The sequence below is a fragment of the Chitinophaga terrae (ex Kim and Jung 2007) genome, from assembly GCF_900107795.1.
Lineage (GTDB): Bacteria > Bacteroidota > Bacteroidia > Chitinophagales > Chitinophagaceae > Chitinophaga > Chitinophaga terrae.
On the sequence record NZ_FNRL01000008.1, the window covers coordinates 229,407 to 251,661 of the forward strand.

Consider the following 22,255-nt stretch of genomic DNA (forward strand, 5'->3'; position numbering starts at 1 on the left):
ACGCGTTATCAGGAAGTTAAACCGCACAACAGCCATACATCCTTACGCCAATTCCCGCTGATGTACCATCACCTTTTCTCCATCTTTATCATACAACAATATTGAAATACCGTCGAAGCCGTTGCGCTGAAGGAAACTTATATCCACTTTGCTGCCGTTAAGTAACGTTGCTTTACCTTCGGGACCCAGGAAGTGCTCATCTTCATCTTCATAGTCGATGTTGTTGAAAGTACATACTACCACTTCAAAAACCTCGTTTCCTGCGGCATCCCTGTATATTTTATCGGCCTGGCGTTGGGGTATTTTGCTGAAATCCCATTCATTGCAAAACAGGTTGTCGTAACCATGAAGAGAGTAGTCAAATAATAAGATCCTTTCACCTGTAACGGCATCTTCAGCGTATACCAGCTCCGGGGCCTCATTGGTTGCGGCTATCAGGCCATTGAAATGCCTGCCGTAGTTGCGGTAATGCGCTTCCAGGTGGGCCGGTTTCTGCTTTACCTGCCAGGTATACAACTCACCGTAATACCTGATCCTGAATTGGGCGCCGCCGGTAGATGACCGCAACTGGCCACGCCATTCTACCTCGTGCAGGTTTTTAAAATATGCGGGGTTGCCTTCGAATGCATATGGCTTATATAGATCCGGCGCCGGTCGTTTATTGAATTGCATGATGCTGGGTTTACTGCCTGGCAAAAATGCACAAAAATACGGTCACCTGCAAAACGGTTGGTGAATTATGTTTCAGCGCCCGCGCCAGGTGATCGCTTTGCAGGAAAGGTGCAAGGATCGTATCTTTATACTGTATGGCAAAACGTACATTAACCCAGGGAAAGATACCGGAATATACGCTGGGCGATTTCCGCCACCTGCACCGGGATAAAAACGATACTTCTACTTTCGGCTACAACAACCTGCCGGCGGGTCACCGGATCAGGGGATTTGAGCTGTATTCCAGCGAAGGACTGGTTGCGGGAGTAGGCCCGTTGAAATCCAACTTCTATCGTATGAGCATCACCCTCAGCGGCGGAGTGGACGTAATCCTGGGCGTGGAAGAATTCAGGCATCGCCCCGGTACCATCAGCTTTACCTACCCTGGCCAGGTATTCACGAAATGCAATATTCAACCCGGCACTTTCGGTTACTATGCTTTGTTTGAAGATACGTTTATGGAAGAACTGATCGCACCCGACAGCTTCCAGGATGAATTTCCCTTTTTTAATATTGAAGGACAGCTGTTCATACAACTGGACGTTGCTGAAATTACAGAGGTAGCAGGATTTGTAGACCGTATAAACGAGGAACTGCAGGAGCTGCGCGCAGGCAGGGAAAAAGCAGTAAGACTTTACTTTTACCTGTTGTTGCTGACCATCAAGCGCTCTTACCTGCGGCAGCGCCTCGACTGCGTACAAACAGATACAAGGGCCGCCTACCTGGTTCCCCGGTTCCGCAAACTAGTAAGCCGGCATTACCTGCAAAAAAGAAAGGTGGCCGATTACGCCGCCATACTGGGCGTTACACCTAATCATCTTAACAGGACGGTGAGGGAGGTCACCGGCCAAACTGCATCCGCTACCATCAGCAGTATGCTGATACATGAAGCAAAGGCGCTGCTTCGATTCACCGATCATACAATTGCCGAAATCAGCCATCATATGCAGTTCAGCGATCCCGCCAGCTTTAACCGGTTCTTTCGCGAACAAACTGGTCAAACGCCACTGGCATTCCGGAAGAATGCATAACCCCGTTAATGAAATGCAGCATTCGGATAATAATAACCCTATCTCCCTGAACGAACTTTGTATTCATAAAATCAAATACTATGAAAGCAAATTTCGAAGGGGAAAAAGTAATCGTAGCAGGCGGCTCAACCGGTGTTGGACTTGCTACCGCCAAACAATTTCATGAAGCAAAAGCGCAGGTAATAATAACCGGCAGGTCGGAACAACGGCTCCGGGAAGCACAGACATTGCTGCCAGGCCTACAAACAGAGGCGCTCGACAGTACCAACAGGCCTGCCCTGGATACCTTCTTCAAACAACAGGGAAATATTGATCACCTGGTGATCTCTCTTAGCGGAGGAAAAGGGATGGGAGAGCTGGCCGATCTTCCGGTCGAAGATCTGCGCAGCGGGTTTGAAGGAAAATTCTGGCCAATACTGAATACCCTGCAGGCTGCCCTGCCTTATTTAAACAAAACAGGCAGCATCACGATAGTAACGGCAGCTTCATCTGTGCTCGGCGCTCCCGGCACTTCAGGGCTCGCAGCTATCAATGGCTCACTGGAACTGATGTTGCCGGCCATTGCAAAAGAAATACAACCCTTACGGATCAACGCAGTTTCGCCCGGCGTGGTTGATACCAGCTGGTGGGACTTCCTGCCCGCCGATGAAAAGCAGGCGGCTTTTGCAAAGTATGCTGCTGTTACGCCAGTTGGAAGAGTAGGGCAGGCAGCGGAAATTGCAGACGGTATCTTCTTCCTGGCAGGAAATGGTTTTATTAATGGTACAGTACTGCGGATAGATGGTGGCTTGTCGCTGTAACCAATTCCAAACAACCGGTAACAAAAAGGGCTGACCTCAAAAAAAGGTCAGCCCCAAATATAAACGGGTTCATATCTATATCGCTCCAAATATGGATGCCAGTTTCTTGTCCATCGCTTCATCATCTTCTCCACCTCCGCCATAGCGGCCTATAATTTTCCCTTGCGGGTCAATCAGGATCTTGGTAGGCAGGGAATGAATGCCGTAGTAGTCGCTGATATCGTCTGGATTTGGTTGGTTGGCCATACGTTTTTCCATATCCAGGCCCCGCAGCACATGTCTCCAAATACCGATACCATCCTGTTCTACCGCTTTCTTCCAGGCGGCCAGGTCGCGGTCATCATCAGAAACTCCTACTATTTCCAGGCCTTTGTCTTTATACTTGCTGTATAATGTTTTCAGATGCGGGTTACCTTTCCGGCAAGGGCCGCACCAGCTGGCCCAGAAGTCCAACAGTACATATTTGCCGCGAAGGCTGGCCAGGCTAAGGGTTTGGCCGTTAATATCCTGTTTCGTGAATTCGTGCGCCATACTTCCCGGAGAACCCATCTTCAGCCCATCCAGTTCCTTGCGAATTGCCCGGCCGTCGGAGCTCTGTTGCAGAGCCGGCGACATCCTGCTGTAATATTTCTCTCCTTCCGCCAGCGGCATATTGCTTACTCTCCAGCGCAGCAGGTTGGCGGCAACATAGGAGTTGGGATGTTTGTCGATGAACGCCATATCTATCTTCTCCAGTTGCTCATAATATGGCTCCATCTGTTCTTTAAGTTTATCCAGCTTTGCTTTTACAGGCGCCATTTCCGCTTCACTTTTCCGGGCCTTGTGCAGGGCCATGTATTCTTTATTCAACTTGTTATAGGCATTGCTGATGGGTTTCAGCTTTGCCATTACAGGTTTGCGGGCCGCATCCAATTCCTGTTGTTCTTTCTGGGAGGCAGATCCTTTCAGCTGCAACTGGTCGAAATGCGCCTTATCCCCGCTGATAGTCATATCTCCCGGTTCAATGAAGAAGGTGGCCATGTCGCCTTCTCCATACATGGCCGACTGCTTATCGGTGTATATGCGGGCCATTACAGGTTGGGTAAGCTCTCCGGCAAAACTGAAGGCTCCTCCTTTTACGGCGGAGCTATCAGTTTTGTAAGAGTTGTCGGTCCCGTAACTCAGGTAAACAAACGGGGTACTAAGCCCTTTGACATTGCCTTTAATAGTAAAAGGCTGTTGCGGCATAGCCGCTGGTGAGAATAGCAGTGATGCGGCGATCAGGCTATACAGTTTCATATGGTTGGTTTTTGATTGTTTAACAATGAAGCCAGTTTTTCATGCAGTTTTGTTCCGCGCAGTTCTTTTGCTATAATGATCCCGTTAGGGTCGATCAGGAGCGAGTAGGGGATGCCCTGTATGCCGTATTCCTGCGCTACTGCATTGCGCCAGCCTTTGAGGTCTGAAAGCTGTATCCATGGCATGCCGTCTTCTTTAATGGCTGCTTTCCATTTGTCGGCATTATCGTCCAGCGATACTCCCACCACAATGAAGTTTTTATCCTTAAACGTGTTATATGCTTTCAGGACGTTAGGATTCTCGGCGCGGCAGGGACCACACCAGCTTGCCCAGAAATCCAGCAGCACATATTTTCCTTTGAAGTCAGAAATTTTAACTGGTTTTCCATCTACATCATTCTGCATAAAATCGATAACCGGCTGCCCGATAGCGCTGCGTTTCAGCACCGCCAGCCTGTTGGCTACACGTTTGCCGGCAGCGCTTTCCCGGGCCGATGAAGCAAGGAGCCTGTAGGTACTGTCCAGCGGCGCATACTCGCCCATCACCGCCATGTCCGACAACATGCTTACACTTACTGGACTTTCAGGATGCGTACGTATATACGTTACAGTGCGGTCCTTACGCTGTTCCCGCAGATCGTCCAGCGTCTTTTCCAGCAAAGCCATGGTACTGTCGTTCTTCTTTGCTTCTTCGTAATGTGCGAAAAGCGTATCCATTTTGTCGGTAATATCTTTAATAGATCTATTGAACGCTGCCACTTCGTCCTGGGTCGGAGATCCTGTGATCTGCAGGTTTTCGATCGAATCAATATTTCCTTTTACCTGTACGTCGTTATTCCCCATAAACAGTTCTATGAAACGGGTGGAAGTGCCGATGTATATTTTCTGTGGTTCCGTCATTTCGCCCGTCCAGGTAAAATGCCCATTGGTAACCGGAACAGTATCGGTTTTTGACGAATCGGCAACCGGTATCATAATGTGTACCACGCTGTCTTTTAGCCCTGCAAGGTCTGCGCTGATCTTTGCCTGCTGCTTTGCCGGCGGGTTACATGCAGCTGCAGCCAGTATCGAAAACAATAGGATCTGTTTTTTCATATATCGGTAGATTTATTTATTTCTGGTAACCTCTGTTCTGATCGCCGAATAATGGATTCATCAGGAACTCATTGCGGGGAACAGGGAATATGTATTGAATTTTATCTTTGATCTCAGCTTTCAGCTGTGTCACAGTAGCGAGCGGAAAACGCAGTAACGCCATCCATTCCTGCCCGTCTTCACCTGTCAGGCTTTTGGATATTTCAAAATAGATCTGTTTCAATAACTCGTCTGTATTGTTTGCCTGGTCAATGACAGAGAAGTCTGTTATCCCTGCATGTTTCATCACCTCTTTCACCAGCGCTTTTGCTTCAGCAGTACTGCCGCCTGCCCTTACCAGGGCTTCCGCCCTGAGCAGGTATACTTCCGTTAACCTGAAAGCATAGGCTGTTTCTGAAACAACAGTGGCCTTGGTACCTTCGGGGATATATTTCAGGAAAAAATAGGTACCGGGCACATAACGGTTGGCGCTGCCGATGAGCCACGACAAGCGGGGATCTCCCTGCAGCAGGTTCTTCAACTTGTCTTTAGCCACGTACAGCGATGAAGCGCCGGGATAATACTGGGAACTGAGATTATAGTAGTAAGACGCCTGGTTCTGCTGGGGTTGTATGCCCAGTATCACTTCGCTGCTGTTCAGGCCTTTGAGATAAAATACATCTTTAACATTCGGTTCCAGCGTATAGGGGCTATTCTGAATGATATCGCCGGCCACTGTCGCTGCCTGCGCATAATCGCCGTAACTCATCAGTACGCGGACTTTTAGCGCCATCGCCGCCCATTTGCTGGCATGATAGTTAGGAGCGGATGCCGGGCCATTTTCAACAGCGTAGTTCACATCATCAAAGATCAGGTCATAACTTTCCTTCACCGTGCTTCGTTTCTTCTGAATATTACCCAGGGCAACAAACTCGGTTCGAAGGAGCGCGCCATAAGTGCTGTTCCTGTCGAACCATTCGCCGTAGTAACTGAGTAATTTAAAATGCCCGTAGGCGCGAAGAAAGCGGGCTTCCGCCAGTATTTCCTTTTTCCTGGAGCCGTTGAACGCATTGTCGGGCAGGCTTTCCACTCCCTGTATCACGCCATTGGCGGCATTTACGAGGGCATAGAACTGGTTCCAGTACATGCCAACATAGCTAGAGTTGCTGTAGTTGTTTTCTTCTGCGGCATCGGCGCCGTAGCCATAGCCCAGGTACCCTGTACACATGGCGGGCACTACTTCCTGGGCAAACCACTTGGTTGTGTTGGAGTTGGCGTCTACATTGCCGAACCTGTAATACACACCGTTAAGGGCAATTTCGGATGTGCGCTCATCCAGGATGGTGTTGCCCTCCACTTTGGCATTTTCAGGCAGCTTGCCCAGTTCTTTTCCACAGGAAACTGCCATGAATATTGTTATAATTAATGCGATCCTCTTCATAAATAATAGTTTGAGATTAGAAACCAACCCTTAGACCCATACTGTATTGCCTCATAGCCGGGTAAGTACCTGAATCGTTACTGCTGTTAATAACGCTGTATGGATTGTTGCTTACTTCCGGGTCAGGACCGGGATAGTTGGTAATGCAGAACAGGTTGGTGCCCGATACATACACGGAAGCGTTCCGCAGATGCAGGCGGTTAGCCGCGGCGTCCGGAAGTGTATACGTTAACGTTACCGACTTCAGTTTCAGGTAAGATGCATCGTACACATTATTGCTGGCGTTATAATAAACGCTGTTTTCGCCGAGGATGACACGAGGTCTGTCGCTGTTCTTGTTCTCAGGCGTCCAGCGATCGAGGATACGAACGCCTTTGTTGGTGCGGCCTTCCACGTATTGATTCTGGATGTCGGCCAGGTAAAGGATATCGCCGCCATACGAGAAGGTGAGCAGCGTAGTGAGGCTGAAGTTCTTCCAGGTAAAGGTGTTGGTGAACCCGCCGTAGAAGTCGGCCTGTGCATGCCCTATCACGTCTTCTGCCCAAATGCCGTTACTGTCGAGCTTATACATCGGGTCGCCGATGCCCAGGTAACGCGCGAAATACTGCGCATAGAGGAATGATTTTTTGTAATCTTCCAGTTGTTTCTGATCGCGGATCACGCCTGCAAATTGTTTTCCGTAGATCAGGCCCAATGGTTCGTTTTTACGCACAATACTATTGCCAAGGTAATATTGCGCCATAGCCGGATCGACAGTCGGGTCTGTGAAATCGGTGTTGATATCCTTGACCAGTGACCGGTTCCCTGAAATATTAATGGCGCTGGTCCATTGAAAATTCTTCTTCTTTATTATATCTCCCCGAAAATCAAATTCCAGTCCGCGATTGCGGATAGTGGCCAGGTTCGTGATCACGCTGGCAAAAGAGGAGCTGGGCGGAAGAGCGGTAGTAAGCAACAAACCATCCGTCAGTTTTTCATAATAGCCAATAGTACCGCGAAGGCGGGATTTAAAGAAAGCGAAATCCAGGCCCAGGTCTTTCTGGAGTGTAGATTCCCACTTGATCCTGTCGTTACCCAGTTGTGTTGGTACCAGTGCATTGGAACCGGCATAGGAACCCGGTGTATAGAGCGTGTAGAACATATTGTCGCCAATATTCTGCGTACCGGTGTAACCTGCGCTGGCCCGTAGTTTCAACTCGCTGATCCAGGTAGCGCGTTTTAGAAAATTTTCTTCGGATATACGCCATGCCACGCCTCCCGAAGGAAAATAACCTACGCGGTTATGTTCAGGGAATTTGGAAGAGGCATCGGAACGGCCCGTAAACGTGAAGAGGTATTTTTCATACAACGCATAGTTGGCCCGCAGGTAGAAGCTGAGCAGGGTATTCTGTCCCGACTCCCCTGTTGCAGGTAGGGTGATGGCTGCGGAAGAAAGATTATTGAGATATTTATCGTCCGGAAATCCCTGGCCGCTGGCGGAAAACGAGTTAGACCTGAATTTCTGCCAGGAAGTACCGCCTACCACGTTAATGCGGTGATGATCGTTGAACTGTTTATCCCAGGTGAGCGTATTCTCGTAGAACATATTCACTTCTTCAGATTGGGCCTGTGATGCGGTACCACCGTTAGAGCTGCCTACGCCATTGGGAGAAGCTATGACCGCAGTGCTGGGCACAAAGTTCAGCTGATGATAAGTATTGTAATTGACAGACATCACGCTTCTGAATTTCAATCCTGTCAGGATGTCTAATTCGGCAGCCAGAGAACCCAGCAGGGATGTAGTTTTTGCTTCGTTTATACCATCGCGGAGCACCAGTGGGTTCTGGTATCCCTGGTAATCTGATCCGCCAAGGTCGGAAGCCAGGAACTGGTGTACGCTTCCATCGGGATTGTATGCAGCCAGGGTAGGCGGAGCATACAGGGCCTGGGCATACATCCCGTTAGTGATATTGTTTTTTGTGAAGCCATAGTCGAGATTGGTGATCACACGGAAATGCCGGGTAATGTCATTGTCCAGGTTCAGTTTTCCTGAAATGCGGCTGAAGTCAGTTCCTTTAATGGTTCCTTCCTGTTTTGTATAAGCTAAAGATGTATAGTAGCGGGAACCGGTACCGCCTCCTCTTACTGAAACGTCGGCGTTCTGCATGATGCCTGTTCTCAGTACTTCATGAAGCCAGTCGGTATTGGCGTCGCCAAGGAAATGAGGATCATTCAGGATGTTGGTGGCGGTAGGGTCAGGCGCCTGGCCGGCAGCTGCACGGGCATCGTTCAGGTTTTTAGCCGCTTCTTTCATGATCATGCGGTATTGGTCGGCGTTCAGCAGTTTTTCTTTCACCGCCGTGGTAACGCCGCTATAATAGTTGGCTTCCAGCGAAGGTTTCTGGTTGAGCTTTCCTTTTTTGGTGGTGATGATGATAACGCCGTTGGCAGCGCGGGAGCCATAGATAGCCGTTGCAGAAGCGTCTTTCAAAATATCGATGGATTCGATATCGTTGATGTTAAGTCCTGCCAGGCTGTTAAGACCGCGGGCAAAAGAGCCGCCAACGCTGGAATTGGCGTCGTCGGCGCCGAAACGTTCTACCGGGTTCACGATTTCTGCCTGGTTCTGAACATACCGATTCTGGATGGTTACCTGTACGCCGTCGATGATATAGAGCGGATCGTTTCCTCCCATCAGGGAGGTGCCGCCGCGAATGCGGATCTTGGCTACGCCGCCGGGGGAACCGTCGGCCTGGGTAACCTGTACGCCGGCGGCTTTACCGGCCAATGCCTGGTCGATACTGGCAAAAGGCACGTCTTTGATCTCCTTTACATCCACGGAAGCGACAGAACCGGTAAGGTCTTTACGTTTGGTGCTGCCATATCCTACTACCACGTATTGATCCAGGTCGCCCACTTTATTTTTCATGATAACCTGCAGTGACGAACGTCCTCCTGCCTGTATCGTCTGGGTTTCGAAACCCACGCTGCTGAATATAAGTACGCTGTTTTGACTGGCCTGTTTCAATACAAACCTGCCGTTTTTGTCTGTTATCGCGTTTATTTTGGCGTCTTTTACCTGCACGGAAACACCGGGCAATGGCGCGCCTTTCTCGTCTGTTACCAGGCCGCTGATATCCTGTAATACCATTGCCTGCAACAGGGCTTCCGTAGTGGAAGCGATCTTTTGTGCCGGTTGCCGGGAGATGACCACTGTATTGCCTTCAATGGAGTAGGTCAGCGGTTTTACGATCAGTATCTGCAAGGCTTCCTTAACAGGTACAGATTTGAATTCCACTGTTACCGGTGCGGTTTCCGACAGATCGGCGGTACGGTAGAAAAATACATAGCCGGTTTGTTTTTTTACCAGGTCGAGTACCTGGGTAAGCGATGTGTTCCGGCAGGAGATGGTCACTTGCTGCGAAAGACCTTTTGCACTGATATGGAGTGCGAAAATGGTCAGCAGGATCGTTGTGAGCTTCATGATTCTGACGATTTTGGTTGGATGGGCGCGTAGCCGGTGGTTGGTGATGTGCAGGGCCCCTGGCGACTTTTTTGCGCGCGAAAGCCTGCTGCAATAAGCGATTAATTGCATACATTTGTATGGTTTGGTTGATATTTCTCTTCCTTTAAAGAAGAGCGTTTACAGAAATGAGTTAACTAAACAGAACCTGGTGCAGACGGCCATCTGATCACCGGGTTTTTTTTATGGATAAATGACATGTCCGGCCGGCTGATAGGGAATCAGTCGGTGACAAGTGATGTTCTTCTGGTGTATGTATATAGTGATTTTTCTAAGCCTGTCAAGGCAGCACCGTCACACTTCTTCCGCCATCGTTCACCTGCAGGTGTATCCTGGTTGTTGCCAGCAGGGCAGCTACCTGTTGCAGTGAAAGCGTTCGGCCTATCTCGCCGGTAAAGCGGCCTTCCGGTATAGGACCGGCATAATTTACCTTTACATCATACCAGCGTTCCAGCTGCCGCATTACCGTTTGCACATCGGCATCCCTGAATGAGAAGAAACCGTTCTTCCATGCAATAACTGCCTGCATATCCGCTACCTCTGTTACCTGCAGATCATTACCCGTTACAGCGGCCTGTTGACCTGGCCGCAGCCGCGTAGCATTAACACTCACGGCGCCTTCCACCAACGTGGTACGGATGCTTTTTTCGTCGTTGTACGCATTGACGTTAAAGCTGGTTCCCAGTACCTGGATATTCGCATGGCCGGCAGATACAATGAATGCCTGCTGTGCGTTGGGCGCCACTTCAAAATAAACCTCGCCCGATATGCTTACCCTGCGTTGACTGCCGGTAAAGGCAGTGGGGTAAGTGATCGACGATTCGGCATTGAGCCAAACGCCGGTGCCATCGGGTAGTATCAGTTTAAACTGGCTCCCCCGGGGCGTTTTCAAAGTGTTTTGCAGAACAGCATTCCCTGTTGCCTGTGCATAGGATAAGGTGCCTGAGTCTTTCATCACCGCCGTGCTGCCGTGTTGGGCAAGCAGGTTCCTATGCTCGTTATCCAATGGTACCTGTGTGCCGTCGCCCATGATCAGCACTGCTTTGTTGCCCGCCATATGTTGCACAACCGGTTCTCCACCCGCATGCACCCTGGCCGACTGCCAGAGGTAGGCGCCTCCTGCGATTGCCGTTACCAGCGCTGCGGCGGCAGCCCAGGTAGTTTTCCTGCGAAGCGGGCGTACGCGCGGCGCGGTGCCCGTAGCCGCCTGCAGGCGGCGGAGCATACGGGCTTCCAGCGAAGCCTCTGTTTCATGATCTTCGGCTTCCAGGAAGGCGGTAAGTTCCGCTTCATCGTAGGCATTGTACCAGGCCAGTAACTTTGCTTTTTCGGCATCGCTTGCGGTCCCTGACAAATACTTCCGCGACAAAACGATCAGTTCTTCTCTTTCCATACTCGTGGGCAACTTTTACAGGTAATTAATTTTATAGTACAGTAAACAGGGGGTACCCCTACCTCCGGTGAAAAAAAATTTCAGAACAGGGAGTGCAGGTAATGCTTCAGTTGGATGCGAAGACGTTGCAATGCTTTGGTGATATGCTTTTCCACGGCTTTCTCGGAGATCTGCAGTTGCTGGGAGATCTCCCGGTTCGACCAGCCTTTGTTGCGGCTGTAGTCGAACACCAGGCGGCATTTTTCAGGCAGTTGCCTGAGTTCTTCCTGCATGGATTGCAGGAGGAAGCGGGCGGCGGTAGTATCGTCTGCTGATGCCTGGATGGTTTCAGGGAGTGTATCGGTGTCGGTAGTGGATTTCATTTTGGCCAGCTGCCTGAAGGCGGCGTACCGGGTAGCAACGGCGAGATAAGCGCCGAGGGTGGTGATCTCTGACTCGTGGCGGCGTTGCCACAAGCCGGAAAATACGTCCTGTACGATATCTTCTGCAGCCTGTCGGGAGTTGAGCCGGTGAAGCGCCAATGTGAACATTCGTTTCCAATACCGGTGATAGATTTCGGTAAACGCCCGGGCGTCATCCTGGCGGATAAGCAGCAATAGGTCGTGGTCCGTGTAAATGTGGTAGTCAGACATCAGGCATATTCAGATTTCACTAAAGACTTGGTTGGCGACTATGAAACGAATATACGATTCTTTCACGATTGCCATGTTTTTTACTATTTTTATCTCCACTTATGTCCGTTGATTCCAACTATAGTGAACACGAGATCTTGCGCCGGATTGCGGAAGGAGATGAACAGGCCTTTACGGCGCTGTATAACCGCTATTGGAATAAAGTATATACCTACCTGCGGCGGATGACGAAGTCGCATGAAATCGCTGAAGAACTGCTCTACGATATCTTCACTAAACTATGGACAGGCCGTGAACTGATCACGGAAATCCAGCATATGGACGCTTTCCTGTCGAAGGTGGCCTATAATAAAGCGATCAGTTTTTTTCGCTATACTGCCACCCAGCGTAAAATGCAGCAACTGGTGGCCGGGCAAATGGCGCCTGCGCAGGTAGATGATGCAGCCAACAGGTTGCTCGACAGCGAAGCCCGGGAGCTGCTGCAGGAAGCCATCTGGCATTTATCGCCGCAACGGAGGCTGGTATTCACCCTCTCGCGCGACCAGGGCCTTACGCATGAACAGATCGCCCGGCAATTGAACCTCTCTACCCAAACGGTTAAAAAAACGATGTCCAACGCCCTGGGCGCCATCAGGGAATTCCTTCATAAAAGAGGAGTGGAAGGGGCCATGCTGCTGTATTTCTATATGGAAACAAAAAAATAGGAATTTTTTTTCTACCCCGATACCTCCTGCCTCATTTTCATGCGTCTGTTATATATAAGATGCACAACCTGGTGGAACGATTACAATATCTATTCGGTAAATATGCCAGTGGGGAAGCTACCACTGAGGAATTGCAGGAATTCTGGCAATTAGTGTCAGCGCACGGGGAGGAAGACCTGTTGAGGAAAGAAATGCAGGAATGGTGGGAGAAAGACGACCTGAGTGCGGGGGTAGACGGGGAGAAGACGCTGCAACGGGTACTGTCAGAACCGAAGCCAATACGTCGTTTACGGCCATTATGGGCCGCTGCAGCCGCCGTACTGCTGCTCGGTTTCGCTTTGTTCTATTTTCTCCATCAACCACATTCAAAACCCGCGCCTGTTGCCAGGGCAATAAATTCGTCCTATAAAAATGATGTAATGCCCGGTGTTACAGGGGCTACGCTTACGCTGGCAGATGGTACCGTAGTGCCGCTGGATAGCGCAGGAGCCCAGCTTTCAATGATGCAGGGCGGTACCAGAATAGCGGCAAAGAATGGCACGGTGGAATATACCGGCGAATCCACATCCCGGCAGGTATTATATAATACGCTTACAACCGCGAGAGGACAACAGTACCCGCTACGGCTCTCCGACGGCTCGCTGGTGCTGCTCGACGCCGGTTCGTCTATTACCTATCCTGCAGGTTTCCCGGCTGATCGCCGCGTGGTGCAGGTGAAGGGACAGGCATGGTTCGAAATAGCAAAAGACGCAGCCAGACCATTTATAGTTAACAGTGATAATAAACAGGTAGAAGTATTAGGAACATCTTTTAACGTTAAAGCTTACGAAGATAGTCCTGGTGTAGAAGTAACGCTGGTAGAGGGCGCCGTAAGAGTGACCAGCGGTACTGAAAGCCATGTACTGAAACCGGGACAGCAAGCTGTTTTATCGACCGGGATCAAACTCAATACCCATGCAGATATTAATGAAGCTATCGCATGGAAGGATGGAAATTATGAATACAAAAGCAGGAATCTGACCTATGTCATGCAGGATGTTGCACGATGGTATGATATCGAGATCGTATACGAGGGCGCTAAACCAACCGATACATTTACCGGGGGATTCAGCCGCTCCCTCACTCTTACTGAATTACTGACCATCCTGGAAATGACCGGCATCCATTTTAAACTGGAAGGAAGGAAATTAACGGTGTTATCGAAATAATACCAAAATCTTAAAAGTCTAAAACCAACCAAAATTATGCAGTCATCTGCTAAGGGAACAACCTGTCCCAAATCGCGGGCAAATCAGCCATTTCAAAAGCCGTGGCATGTGAGCATTAAACCGATGGTATTACTGATAATACTAACATTGCTTGCACCTGCCATATTTGCGCAAACCATCAGCTTAAGCGGCAGATTATCACTTGCGAAGATACTGCCGGAACTGAAGCGACAGAGCGGGTACCAGTTTTTTTATAATGATGCCATGATAAGCAAGGCATCGCCTGTTACACTGGATGTAAAAGATATGCCATTGCGGGAGGTACTGCGCATCGTTTTTCAACATCAACCGCTTACCTATGCCATAGTAGCTAAAACAGTAGTGGTAAAAGATACCACTATCGCTACGCTGCTCGATGTAACAGGCGTCGTGAAAGATGAGAACGGCAGGCCTGTTTCCGGTGTAAGCATACAGGAGAAGGGAAAGGCCAGGGGAACGGTATCCGGCGACGATGGCCGGTTTGCTGTTAATGGCGTAGCGCCCGACGGCATCCTCCTGTTTTCAGGGCTGAACGTGGAAGTCCTGGAACTTAGACTCAATGGCAACAGCAATCTTGCTACTATCACCCTCCGTACAAAAGTAACTGCCCTCAACGAAGTGAATGTTGCCGTATCAACCGGTTACCAGACAATCTCCAAAGAACGCAGCGCCGGGTCTTATTCCAAACCCGATATGAAAATAGTGGCAGAACGTTCTACCAGTATGAACATCCTGCAGCGGCTCGACGGGCAGATACCCGGACTGGTGATCAATAATTCACCCAGCGCAACTACAGATGCAACGCCTTTCCTGATCAGGGGACTGAATACCATCAATTCAGACAAGAACCCACTGGTGGTAGTAGATGGCATCGCGATGGATGTAAGCAGGATCACTACTATTAACCCCCAGGACGTAGAGGATATTACAGTGCTTAAAGACGCCACTGCAGCTTCCATCTGGGGCGCCAGGGCTTCTAACGGCGTAATTGTTATCACTACAAAAAAAGGAAAAAGCGGTAAGCTGAGAGTGGCTTATGATGGTTTCATCAACTTCCAGGGGAAGCCGCAATACGACTACTTTCCAATGATGAACAGCCGCCAGTATATACAGGCCGCGAAGGAAGCATTCGATCCGGTATATATGCCTTATACCCGCGCTACTACCTATGATCCGCTGAACTCAGTGTATGGCCTGTCGCCGGACCGGCAGATCATGTACGATGTGGATCGCGGCGTACTGACAGCTGCGGAGGGCGAGGCCAAACTCGACAGCCTGTCGCGTATCAGCAACCTCTCTTCCATCGGCGACCTGTATCGACCCGCCCTGCTCACGAATCATACGATCGCTGTAAGCGGCGGATCGGATAAACACACTTTCTATAACTCTTTCGCCTATACGGACAGCCGGTCATATGTGCCGGGGAGCAGCGACAGGACCTTTAAGCTGAACACCCGCCAGGATTTTAATTTCGCCAGGTGGCTGAAAGTTTATGTAAGCGCGGATCTCACGAACAACAATACTTCAGATAACCGGTCTGTAACCGCCGACAACAGGTTTATTCCTTACCAGCTTTTCAGAGACGCCGACGGGCATTCTGTTAACATGCCGTTCATGGGGTACCTGAGCGAAAGGCAGCGGCCTGATATCGAGAAGGCAGGCAAAATTGATATGAACTATAATCCTATCGATAATGCAGGTACCGGCTTTACAAAAAGCAATACATTCAGCGGGCGGTTTAGCACAGGCCTTACCGTTCAGTTGTACAAGGGACTGCGTTTTGAAGGAGTGTACGGGTATTTTAAAGAGTCGGGCAGGCGGCAGTTATACGATGATGCCACCAGCTACCAGCAGCGTTATAATATCCTGAACTACGCAGTGGCAGGAAGCAATGGCAGCGTTACATACAACATGCCTACGAAAGGAGGGAAGTACACGGTTTATCATTCATCTCTCGATAACTGGGTGGTGAGGAACCAATTGTATTATGATAAGAACTGGCAGGGTGGCAGGCATCAATTAACAGCGCTGGCCGGCGCCGAAGCGCAGCAGCAAAGAACAATTATGAACAGGAGCACTGTTTACGGCTATGATCTGGATATGCAGACCTTCCCGTTGCTGGATTATAAAACACTGACCACTACCGGCGTATTGTATCCTATTCTTCCTAACCAGATAGACAAGGTTACTTCTAAACTCTCTGCCGGTAATGGGGAAGATGGCGCTTACTTCGGAGAATCAGAGTCGGTTCCCTTATCGCGCTTTACTTCTTACTACGCTAATGTAGCTTACATGTTTAACCGCAAGTATAATCTCAACGCAAGCTGGCGTAACGACCAGAGCAACCTGTTTGGTCTTAATAAATCGGCCCAGCGCAAGCCCGTATGGAGTGTAGGCGTTAAATGGAATATGGCTAACGAGTCGTTCATCCAGCAATGGACCTGGATTGATGCGCTGAGCATCAGGGCTACTTACGGCCTGACGGGCATGTCGCCAAGGCCGGGATCAGCCTCGTCTTACGACATATTCAATCCATCGATCGTAAGATATGTACCCGGTGGCCAGGCGTTGGCGATAGCTACGCTCAGCAACCCGGATCTTACCTGGGAAAGCACTAAAACGTATAACCTGGGACTGGACTTCGGCGTACTGCAGGGAAGGCTGAGCGGGTCGATAGACCTGTATAAGAAAAATACAGACAACCTGTTAGGCAACCTGCCGGTGAATCCCCTGGCGGGAGCTAATTACATCTACGGAAATGTTGGATCGCTCACCAACAAAGGAATGGATATAGCATTGAATTCTGTTAACATACAAACGAGCAAGTTTACCTGGACCACTAATCTGAATCTTTCTTATAACAGGAACAAGATCACCAACCTGGGCCTGCTGGCTTCGCCGGTGACGCGGGGAGACCAGTTGATCAGTAAAAACTATGTGGCAGGTTACCCGGCGTTTGCTGTATTTACCTATAAATATGCCGGCCTGGATGCGATGGGCGATCCGCAGATCCAGCTGGCGGATGGGAAGATATCCAAAGCGCAGAATGTGACCAAGCCGGAAGATATTGTTTTTAAAGGCGTGTACCAGCCGGTTTGGAGCGGCGGATTTGCCAATATGTTCACTTACAAAGGATTTGGATTGTCTGTGAACACCATTTTTAACATGGGGAATGTGATGTACAGAAGTGTGAACACCTTGTATTCAGGAACAGTAAATGTTTCTTACCTGAACTTTAAAGTAGGAAATATTCACGAAGAATTTGCCAACCGCTGGAAGCAACCGGGCGATGAGAAAATTACCAACATTCCCGCTTTTGTTTCCAATGCTTCTACCAGCAGCACACGCAGGTATACCGGTTATTACACAAAGTCAGATATCAACATAGTAGATGCGTCGTACATCAAGATAAGGGATATCACCCTTTCTTACCAGTTGCCGCCTGTTGTACTGCGTAAGATACATGCCGAAGGTCTTTCTTTCCGCGCCCAGCTTTCCAATGTAATGTTATGGAAAGCCAACCGGTATGGCCTGGACCCCGAGTTTTCCAACAGTACGGCAACAGGTGCTGCCAGCGTGATGCCATTCAACCAAAAAGCCATCACCATTGGCGCTCATTTAACGCTCTAAAAAGATCCGCATGAAAAAGATTGCAAAAAACATAACAGTATTCTCACTCTCCATATTAAGCCTGGCCGGTTGTAAAAAAGATTTCCTGGAAGTAACGCCAAAAGGAAAGCTGATCGCACAAAAGACCGGCGATTATGACCTGATCCTGAACCAGTCTTCTTTACACCAGTTCATGACCTTTTCTCCTATGGTAATGGGAGATGAAGTAACAGGATCGCCTAATTTCCTCACATTAGGCTTTGGGGCTTCTACATTAGCTGACCAGGAAGCGTTTAAATGGGCGGATGATATTTTCCTGCCCAGCAACACCGATTCTGAAATTACCATCATGGTAAAGCAGATCTACATCTATAACAAAGTGATTAAAGAAGTGATGTCGTCTACCGGCGGAACAGAGGCACAGAAAAGATCTATCCTCGCCGAGGCGCTTACAGGCAGGGCATGGGTGAATTTTATGCTCGTGAACCTTTACGGCAAACCGTATAATGCTGCTACCGCCGGTACCGACCTGGCTTCGCCTTTGTTCATGAATGCCGATGTTACGCAAACAACCTTTACCCGGGCTACTGTTCAGCAGTTATACAACCAGGTCATTGCAGACCTGACCCAGGCTATTCCCCTGCTGCCTGAAAACATTACCAACAGGGCAAGAGCATCTAAACCTACTGCGCAGGCGATTTTAGGAAAGGTGTATATGTTCATGCAGAAATGGGAGGAGGCAGCTCCTTTGCTGAATGCGTTTATTGCGGCGCTTCCTGCTGCTACTATCGATGTTGGGTTGTACGACTATCATAAAGAATTTGCCGCCGGCGGTACCTTCCTGCCTATTGATCCGATGTATGGGCCCAGCCGGCTGATGGTGGATCTGGACAAGGAAGTGGCCTATATGAAATCTGCCACCCGGATGTATGCCGCCGGTTTGGATGGCGTGATACTAAGCGCATCAGCGGCTGCATTATTTACGCCTGGCGACGAAAGACTGAAGTTCTATAGCCCTCAAACCTGGCTGACCTCCGAAACATACCCTAATGGCATGTTGCGAGCCTGGGGCCAGTCGTACGCCAACCTGGGGGTAACGGTGCCGGATGTATACCTGCTGGCCGCAGAGTGTAAAGCCCGCCTGGGAAAGATCAATGAAGCGGCGGAAGATATCAGGAATTTCAGGCTTACCCGCGTGCCGCAGGACGAGGCCCCGGTTCCTTCTGCCATAGCCGGCAGCAAAGTATCGCTGGTGAAATACATCCTGGAAGAGCGTATCCGCGAGCAGGCGATAACCGGCAACCGGTGGTTCGATATGCGCCGCCTGTCTGTAGATCCCGAGTATGCCGGTACAATAGGCGCTACCCATACCATCGTGGATATAAAAGGGAATATAACGGGTACGTATAAACTACGTCCTGAACGCCTCACCATGCGGTTCCCTATCTATGTAATGGATAACAATCCCGGAATGACCAATAATCCTTAAAAATCAATAAAACGAGATACGATGAAGAAGAACCTGCTTTTGCTCTTTTGCCTGCTGATCGCTGCCAGCGGATTTGCCCGCGAAGGGTTTACATTGAGGATAAAGCTCCGGGATAATAAAAATTACAAACCCTGGCTGGTATATATTGAAAACAATAAAAGAAAGGTAGATAGTACCTATTCGCTTGAAAAAGGATATATGGTGATGAAGGGCAAGGTAGATGAGCCTGTGATAGCGTTTTTAAGTCTTAAAGGAAACCCCGCACTGGATCTCACGGTGGCGGGGGAGTTGATACCCGCGCCCATGTTGGGCTTTGTGTTGTCGAACGATGAGATTACGATCAGCGGAGATGCAGATAAGTTCTACTCCGCCAGTGTAAAAGGAGGCAAAGGGAATAAAGAATGGGAAACCATCCGGGACCGGGAAAACAAAATAAAAGAGGAAAACTGGACAGCCATCCGTAAAGCGGCGGCGGCGTATGAACCTGGTGCAGCCGCTGGCTTCCGCAAGGTTGTAAATAAGATATACGCCGCCCGTTCGGAAGAAGAACGTGCAATGCAGCAATCTTTTACTGCTGCATATCCCAACTCCATCCTGAGCGTGTATTACCTGTACCGCAACTATATCTTTTTACAGGACGATACCCTGAAAACAGCTTATAACAACTTAGGTCCCAATGCCAGGAAGTCTTTCTATGGCCGGGTAATAGGCGATAAACTTGCAAGCGTGGAGGCTACAGCAATTGGTAAACCGGCCATTGATCTCCGTAAAAAGGATGCAAACGGGAATGAAGTAAGCCTGGCCACATTAAAAGGCCGTTATGTATTGCTGGATTTCTGGGGCACCTGGTGTCATTCCTGCCGGGCTTCGCACCCTCATTTGAAGGAGTTATACAGCAAATATAAACCCGAGGGGCTGGAAATAGTAGGCATTGCCTCCGAGAATGGCAACGACCTGGAAAAGAACCGCAAAGGCTGGCTGGAAGCGATTGAGCAGGATGGTATCAATTGGGTGAACGTATTGAATAACGAAGGCATTGCGGAATTTGATGCAGTGAATGCATATGGAATTGCGGCGTTTCCAACCAAGATATTGCTGGATAAGGAAGGGCGTATCATTGGGCGTTGGATTGGGAGTAGTGAGGAACTGGATAAAAAATTGAAGGAGGTGTTTGGGAAGTAGTGGGTGAAATAACTGACGAGTCAAGCCGGTTGCGGGTCGAGGGGACTGCAACCGGCTTTTTTATGTGACGCGGCTATATGAGATCCAGCATCGTATTACATGCCATTCATTCAACTTTGCATGTAAAAACTTATCTACTGGGTGTCGCTAAAAAAGACTAATTTCCAGAAAGAATAGTTGAGAATACAAAAGATCACTGTTAGCCTGCGTTTTAAAATATCTAAAAATCTGTTCCCAAAAAATCAATTCTATGGCCTTAAGTAAATATCAATCTCCGTGTATTTTTCAGTCGCTGTTATTAGTATGGAAGGGAGCGAGATATTATTCGATGAAACTACATCAAGGAACCGAAAATTAACAGCTATGGAGCAATACAGGTTATTACTTGCGGAAGTTGGCGCTTTCCTTAAAGCACAGGGATTTAGCAAAAAAGGAAATACCTGCTATATTCAGAAGGAGGGAAATTTTGGATTGATAAATTTTCAAAAAAGCATAAGCAGTACAAAGCACCAGGTTAAATTTACTATCAATATTGGAGTTGCATCTGGCTTTTTATTAAGGGCTGGTATTAATGGTTTCATTATTTCCGGCAAACCTTCGATAACGGATTGTCATTGGAAGATGCGGATTGGCTTTTTAATGCCGGTAAAAAAGGATTTTTGGTGGGAGATTGATGGTGTAACCCCGGTAGGTCGAATGGCGGAAGATATCATTACGAATTTACAGTCTTTGGTAATTCCTGAAATACTCAGAAATATTTCAGATAAAGATCTTATTGAAGAGTGGATACAGGGGCGACGAGAGGGCATTACTGAGTTCCAACGATATGTCTACTTAACTATATTACTCAAATTTTACCAGGATGAGAGGTTAGCCAGGGTAATCGAGGAATTGAAAAGTTATTCCAAAGGAACATCGATTGAAATTGCGGCGATAGAACATTTGAAGGAGCTGGATTTATTGGCAAAGGCTTAATAGCCGGTGGATTGCCCTGTTTTTAGGGGGCAACGATCTGAAATTGGATGAAAAGATGATCAGCCGATTTATTTGAATTAATCAATTAGATCCGAATTTATGTTTAACCTATTCAGACGATCAAAGGTACTACCTTGGGAACGGCAGCTATTAGTGAACGTTTTCGCTGCCATGCCGCCGGGGTTTCATTATTTGAAAGAGCAGGTGGAAGCAGGATTGCTTAGAAGAGTGTCGTTTAAATCAACAGTGGTCCCAAATTATGTTGGTTTTGTATACGACCCCAATCTGTCGGGGAAATATGAAAGAAGACACGATAATGGATTTGAGATTACGGGCCTGAAAGTCTATGACGAATTATCAAAAACGTACATCGATTTTGATATCAGTGTAGCTCATGGATTGGTCATGGGTTATGCAACACCTGGCAATAAAAAGATATCCTTAGATGTAGGCAAAATTGATATGAGCGGCCTAAAAGTGCAATATGATAGTAACCCCTTATACGACAAAATTAAGACCTTATTGAAACCTGCTTATCTTAAATCAGTTCCCCCTGGAGATGTGTACGAGGTGGAACTTGATGGGAAAATCTATTATCATCTTCAGGACCTGGAGGACGGCGATTTTATAGGAATGGACGATGAAGGCAGGTATTATGAAATTACCCATGATCCTTACGAAATAAAAGAAATTGGATAGTTCAAAAAGAGGGCGCCTATCCGCGCCCCCTATTCCCCAAAAGCTTAAAACTTATAACCTAGATTCACCGTTAACCCCTTCCCGGGACCGGCAGATTGGGATTTCTTGGGTTCACCGTCTATATACACCGTTACTTTTAAAGTACTGTTATCGGTGGTACCGATCGCATTCAGCACAATATTAGCATTGTAAGCGCCTGCGGGTGCGGTAAGCTCAGGACTGGTCCAGCTGGTACCGTTGAGATCCTGGTCTATGTGCACATCGGCATCCACACCATAGGTGGCATTGTAAATACGGGCATCCTGCGAGGTCTCTGCTTTAAATTGCACTTTGTGCGTAACCCCTGGGCTGGGGTCATCGTTCTTGTCTTTCTTACAGGACGTCATTGTAAGGGCAGAAATTGCGAGGAGACAGGCAATGGACAAATACTTCAACATATCATTTTATTTTAGTCTTGTTTCAGATTCTGATAACGATACAAAATTACCC

Annotated in this window: 17 protein-coding genes; 9 read left to right on the top strand and 8 right to left on the bottom strand. The window is 48.6% G+C overall.

The features are described 5' to 3' along the window. Positions 1-42 precede the first annotated feature (42 nt). Entirely contained in the window at positions 43-672 is a 630-nt protein-coding gene (locus tag BLV62_RS11165; RefSeq protein WP_139170110.1) for a hypothetical protein, read from the bottom strand. Positions 673-806: 134 nt separating this feature from the next. Here BLV62_RS11165 and BLV62_RS11170 point away from each other — a divergent pair, with 134 nt between their 5' ends. Together BLV62_RS11170 and BLV62_RS11175 are read left to right on the top strand one after the other, a co-directional pair. Then, a complete protein-coding gene (locus BLV62_RS11170; RefSeq protein WP_089761610.1) occupies positions 807-1,742 on the top strand; it encodes a helix-turn-helix domain-containing protein in 936 nt (311 codons plus the stop codon). 80 nt (positions 1,743-1,822) lie between these two features. Next, the gene (locus BLV62_RS11175) at positions 1,823-2,542 is read left to right on the top strand and encodes an SDR family oxidoreductase (RefSeq protein ID WP_089761613.1); all 720 of its coding nucleotides are present in this window, start codon (positions 1,823-1,825) and stop codon (positions 2,540-2,542) included. A 75-nt stretch (positions 2,543-2,617) separates the two neighbouring features. Here the strand turns inward: BLV62_RS11175 and BLV62_RS11180 are convergent, their stop codons facing one another. The 6 genes from BLV62_RS11180 to BLV62_RS11205 form a co-directional block, all read right to left on the bottom strand. Continuing rightward, positions 2,618-3,820 (bottom strand): TlpA disulfide reductase family protein, encoded by a 1,203-nt coding sequence (locus BLV62_RS11180; RefSeq protein WP_211117709.1) that lies wholly within the window; start codon positions 3,818-3,820, stop codon positions 2,618-2,620. Next, positions 3,817-4,914 carry a TlpA disulfide reductase family protein gene (locus BLV62_RS11185; protein WP_211117710.1) on the bottom strand — a complete coding sequence of 366 codons (1,098 nt, stop codon included), beginning with the start codon at positions 4,912-4,914 and terminating at the stop codon, positions 3,817-3,819. Before BLV62_RS11185 ends, BLV62_RS11180 begins: the two co-directional genes overlap by 4 nt. Before the next feature lie 16 nt (positions 4,915-4,930). Continuing rightward, on the bottom strand, positions 4,931-6,334 hold the full coding sequence (locus BLV62_RS11190) for a RagB/SusD family nutrient uptake outer membrane protein (protein ID WP_089761615.1): 1,404 nt from the start codon (positions 6,332-6,334) through the stop codon (positions 4,931-4,933). A gap of 16 nt (positions 6,335-6,350) precedes the next feature. Next, positions 6,351-9,908, bottom strand: coding sequence for a TonB-dependent receptor (locus BLV62_RS11195; RefSeq protein WP_225889563.1), 3,558 nt, complete (start codon positions 9,906-9,908; stop codon positions 6,351-6,353). A 208-nt stretch (positions 9,909-10,116) separates the two neighbouring features. Then, positions 10,117-11,229: a FecR family protein gene (locus tag BLV62_RS11200; protein WP_089761616.1), complete on the bottom strand. Its 1,113-nt coding sequence runs from the start codon at positions 11,227-11,229 to the stop codon at positions 10,117-10,119. An 80-nt stretch (positions 11,230-11,309) separates the two neighbouring features. Continuing rightward, complete coding sequence (locus BLV62_RS11205) at positions 11,310-11,861, bottom strand: RNA polymerase sigma factor (protein ID WP_089761618.1); 552 nt, start codon at positions 11,859-11,861, stop codon at positions 11,310-11,312. A 101-nt stretch (positions 11,862-11,962) separates the two neighbouring features. Between BLV62_RS11205 and BLV62_RS11210 the strand changes: the two genes are divergently transcribed. The 7 genes from BLV62_RS11210 to BLV62_RS11240 all read left to right on the top strand — a co-directional run bounded on the left by BLV62_RS11210 (position 11,963) and on the right by BLV62_RS11240 (position 21,766). Continuing rightward, positions 11,963-12,565, top strand: coding sequence for an RNA polymerase sigma factor (locus BLV62_RS11210; protein WP_089761620.1), 603 nt, complete (start codon positions 11,963-11,965; stop codon positions 12,563-12,565). 71 nt (positions 12,566-12,636) lie between these two features. Then, positions 12,637-13,773 carry a FecR family protein gene (locus tag BLV62_RS11215; protein ID WP_168927804.1) on the top strand — a complete coding sequence of 379 codons (1,137 nt, stop codon included), beginning with the start codon at positions 12,637-12,639 and terminating at the stop codon, positions 13,771-13,773. 108 nt (positions 13,774-13,881) lie between these two features. Further along, positions 13,882-17,442, top strand: a complete 3,561-nt coding sequence (locus BLV62_RS11220; protein ID WP_168927805.1) for a SusC/RagA family TonB-linked outer membrane protein — start codon at positions 13,882-13,884, stop codon at positions 17,440-17,442. Positions 17,443-17,452: 10 nt separating this feature from the next. Beyond that, on the top strand, positions 17,453-18,910 hold the full coding sequence (locus tag BLV62_RS11225) for a RagB/SusD family nutrient uptake outer membrane protein (RefSeq protein WP_089761626.1): 1,458 nt from the start codon (positions 17,453-17,455) through the stop codon (positions 18,908-18,910). A 21-nt stretch (positions 18,911-18,931) separates the two neighbouring features. Beyond that, positions 18,932-20,092, top strand: a complete 1,161-nt coding sequence (locus BLV62_RS11230) for a TlpA disulfide reductase family protein (RefSeq protein WP_089761628.1) — start codon at positions 18,932-18,934, stop codon at positions 20,090-20,092. 363 nt (positions 20,093-20,455) lie between these two features. Beyond that, a complete protein-coding gene (locus tag BLV62_RS11235) occupies positions 20,456-21,067 on the top strand; it encodes a DUF4304 domain-containing protein (RefSeq protein ID WP_168927806.1) in 612 nt (203 codons plus the stop codon). Positions 21,068-21,166: 99 nt separating this feature from the next. Further along, the gene (locus tag BLV62_RS11240; protein WP_089761631.1) at positions 21,167-21,766 is read left to right on the top strand and encodes a hypothetical protein; all 600 of its coding nucleotides are present in this window, start codon (positions 21,167-21,169) and stop codon (positions 21,764-21,766) included. Between the two features lie 44 nt (positions 21,767-21,810). Here the strand turns inward: BLV62_RS11240 and BLV62_RS11245 are convergent, their stop codons facing one another. Beyond that, positions 21,811-22,203 carry a hypothetical protein gene (locus tag BLV62_RS11245; protein WP_139170114.1) on the bottom strand — a complete coding sequence of 131 codons (393 nt, stop codon included), beginning with the start codon at positions 22,201-22,203 and terminating at the stop codon, positions 21,811-21,813. Positions 22,204-22,255: the final 52 nt, after the last annotated feature.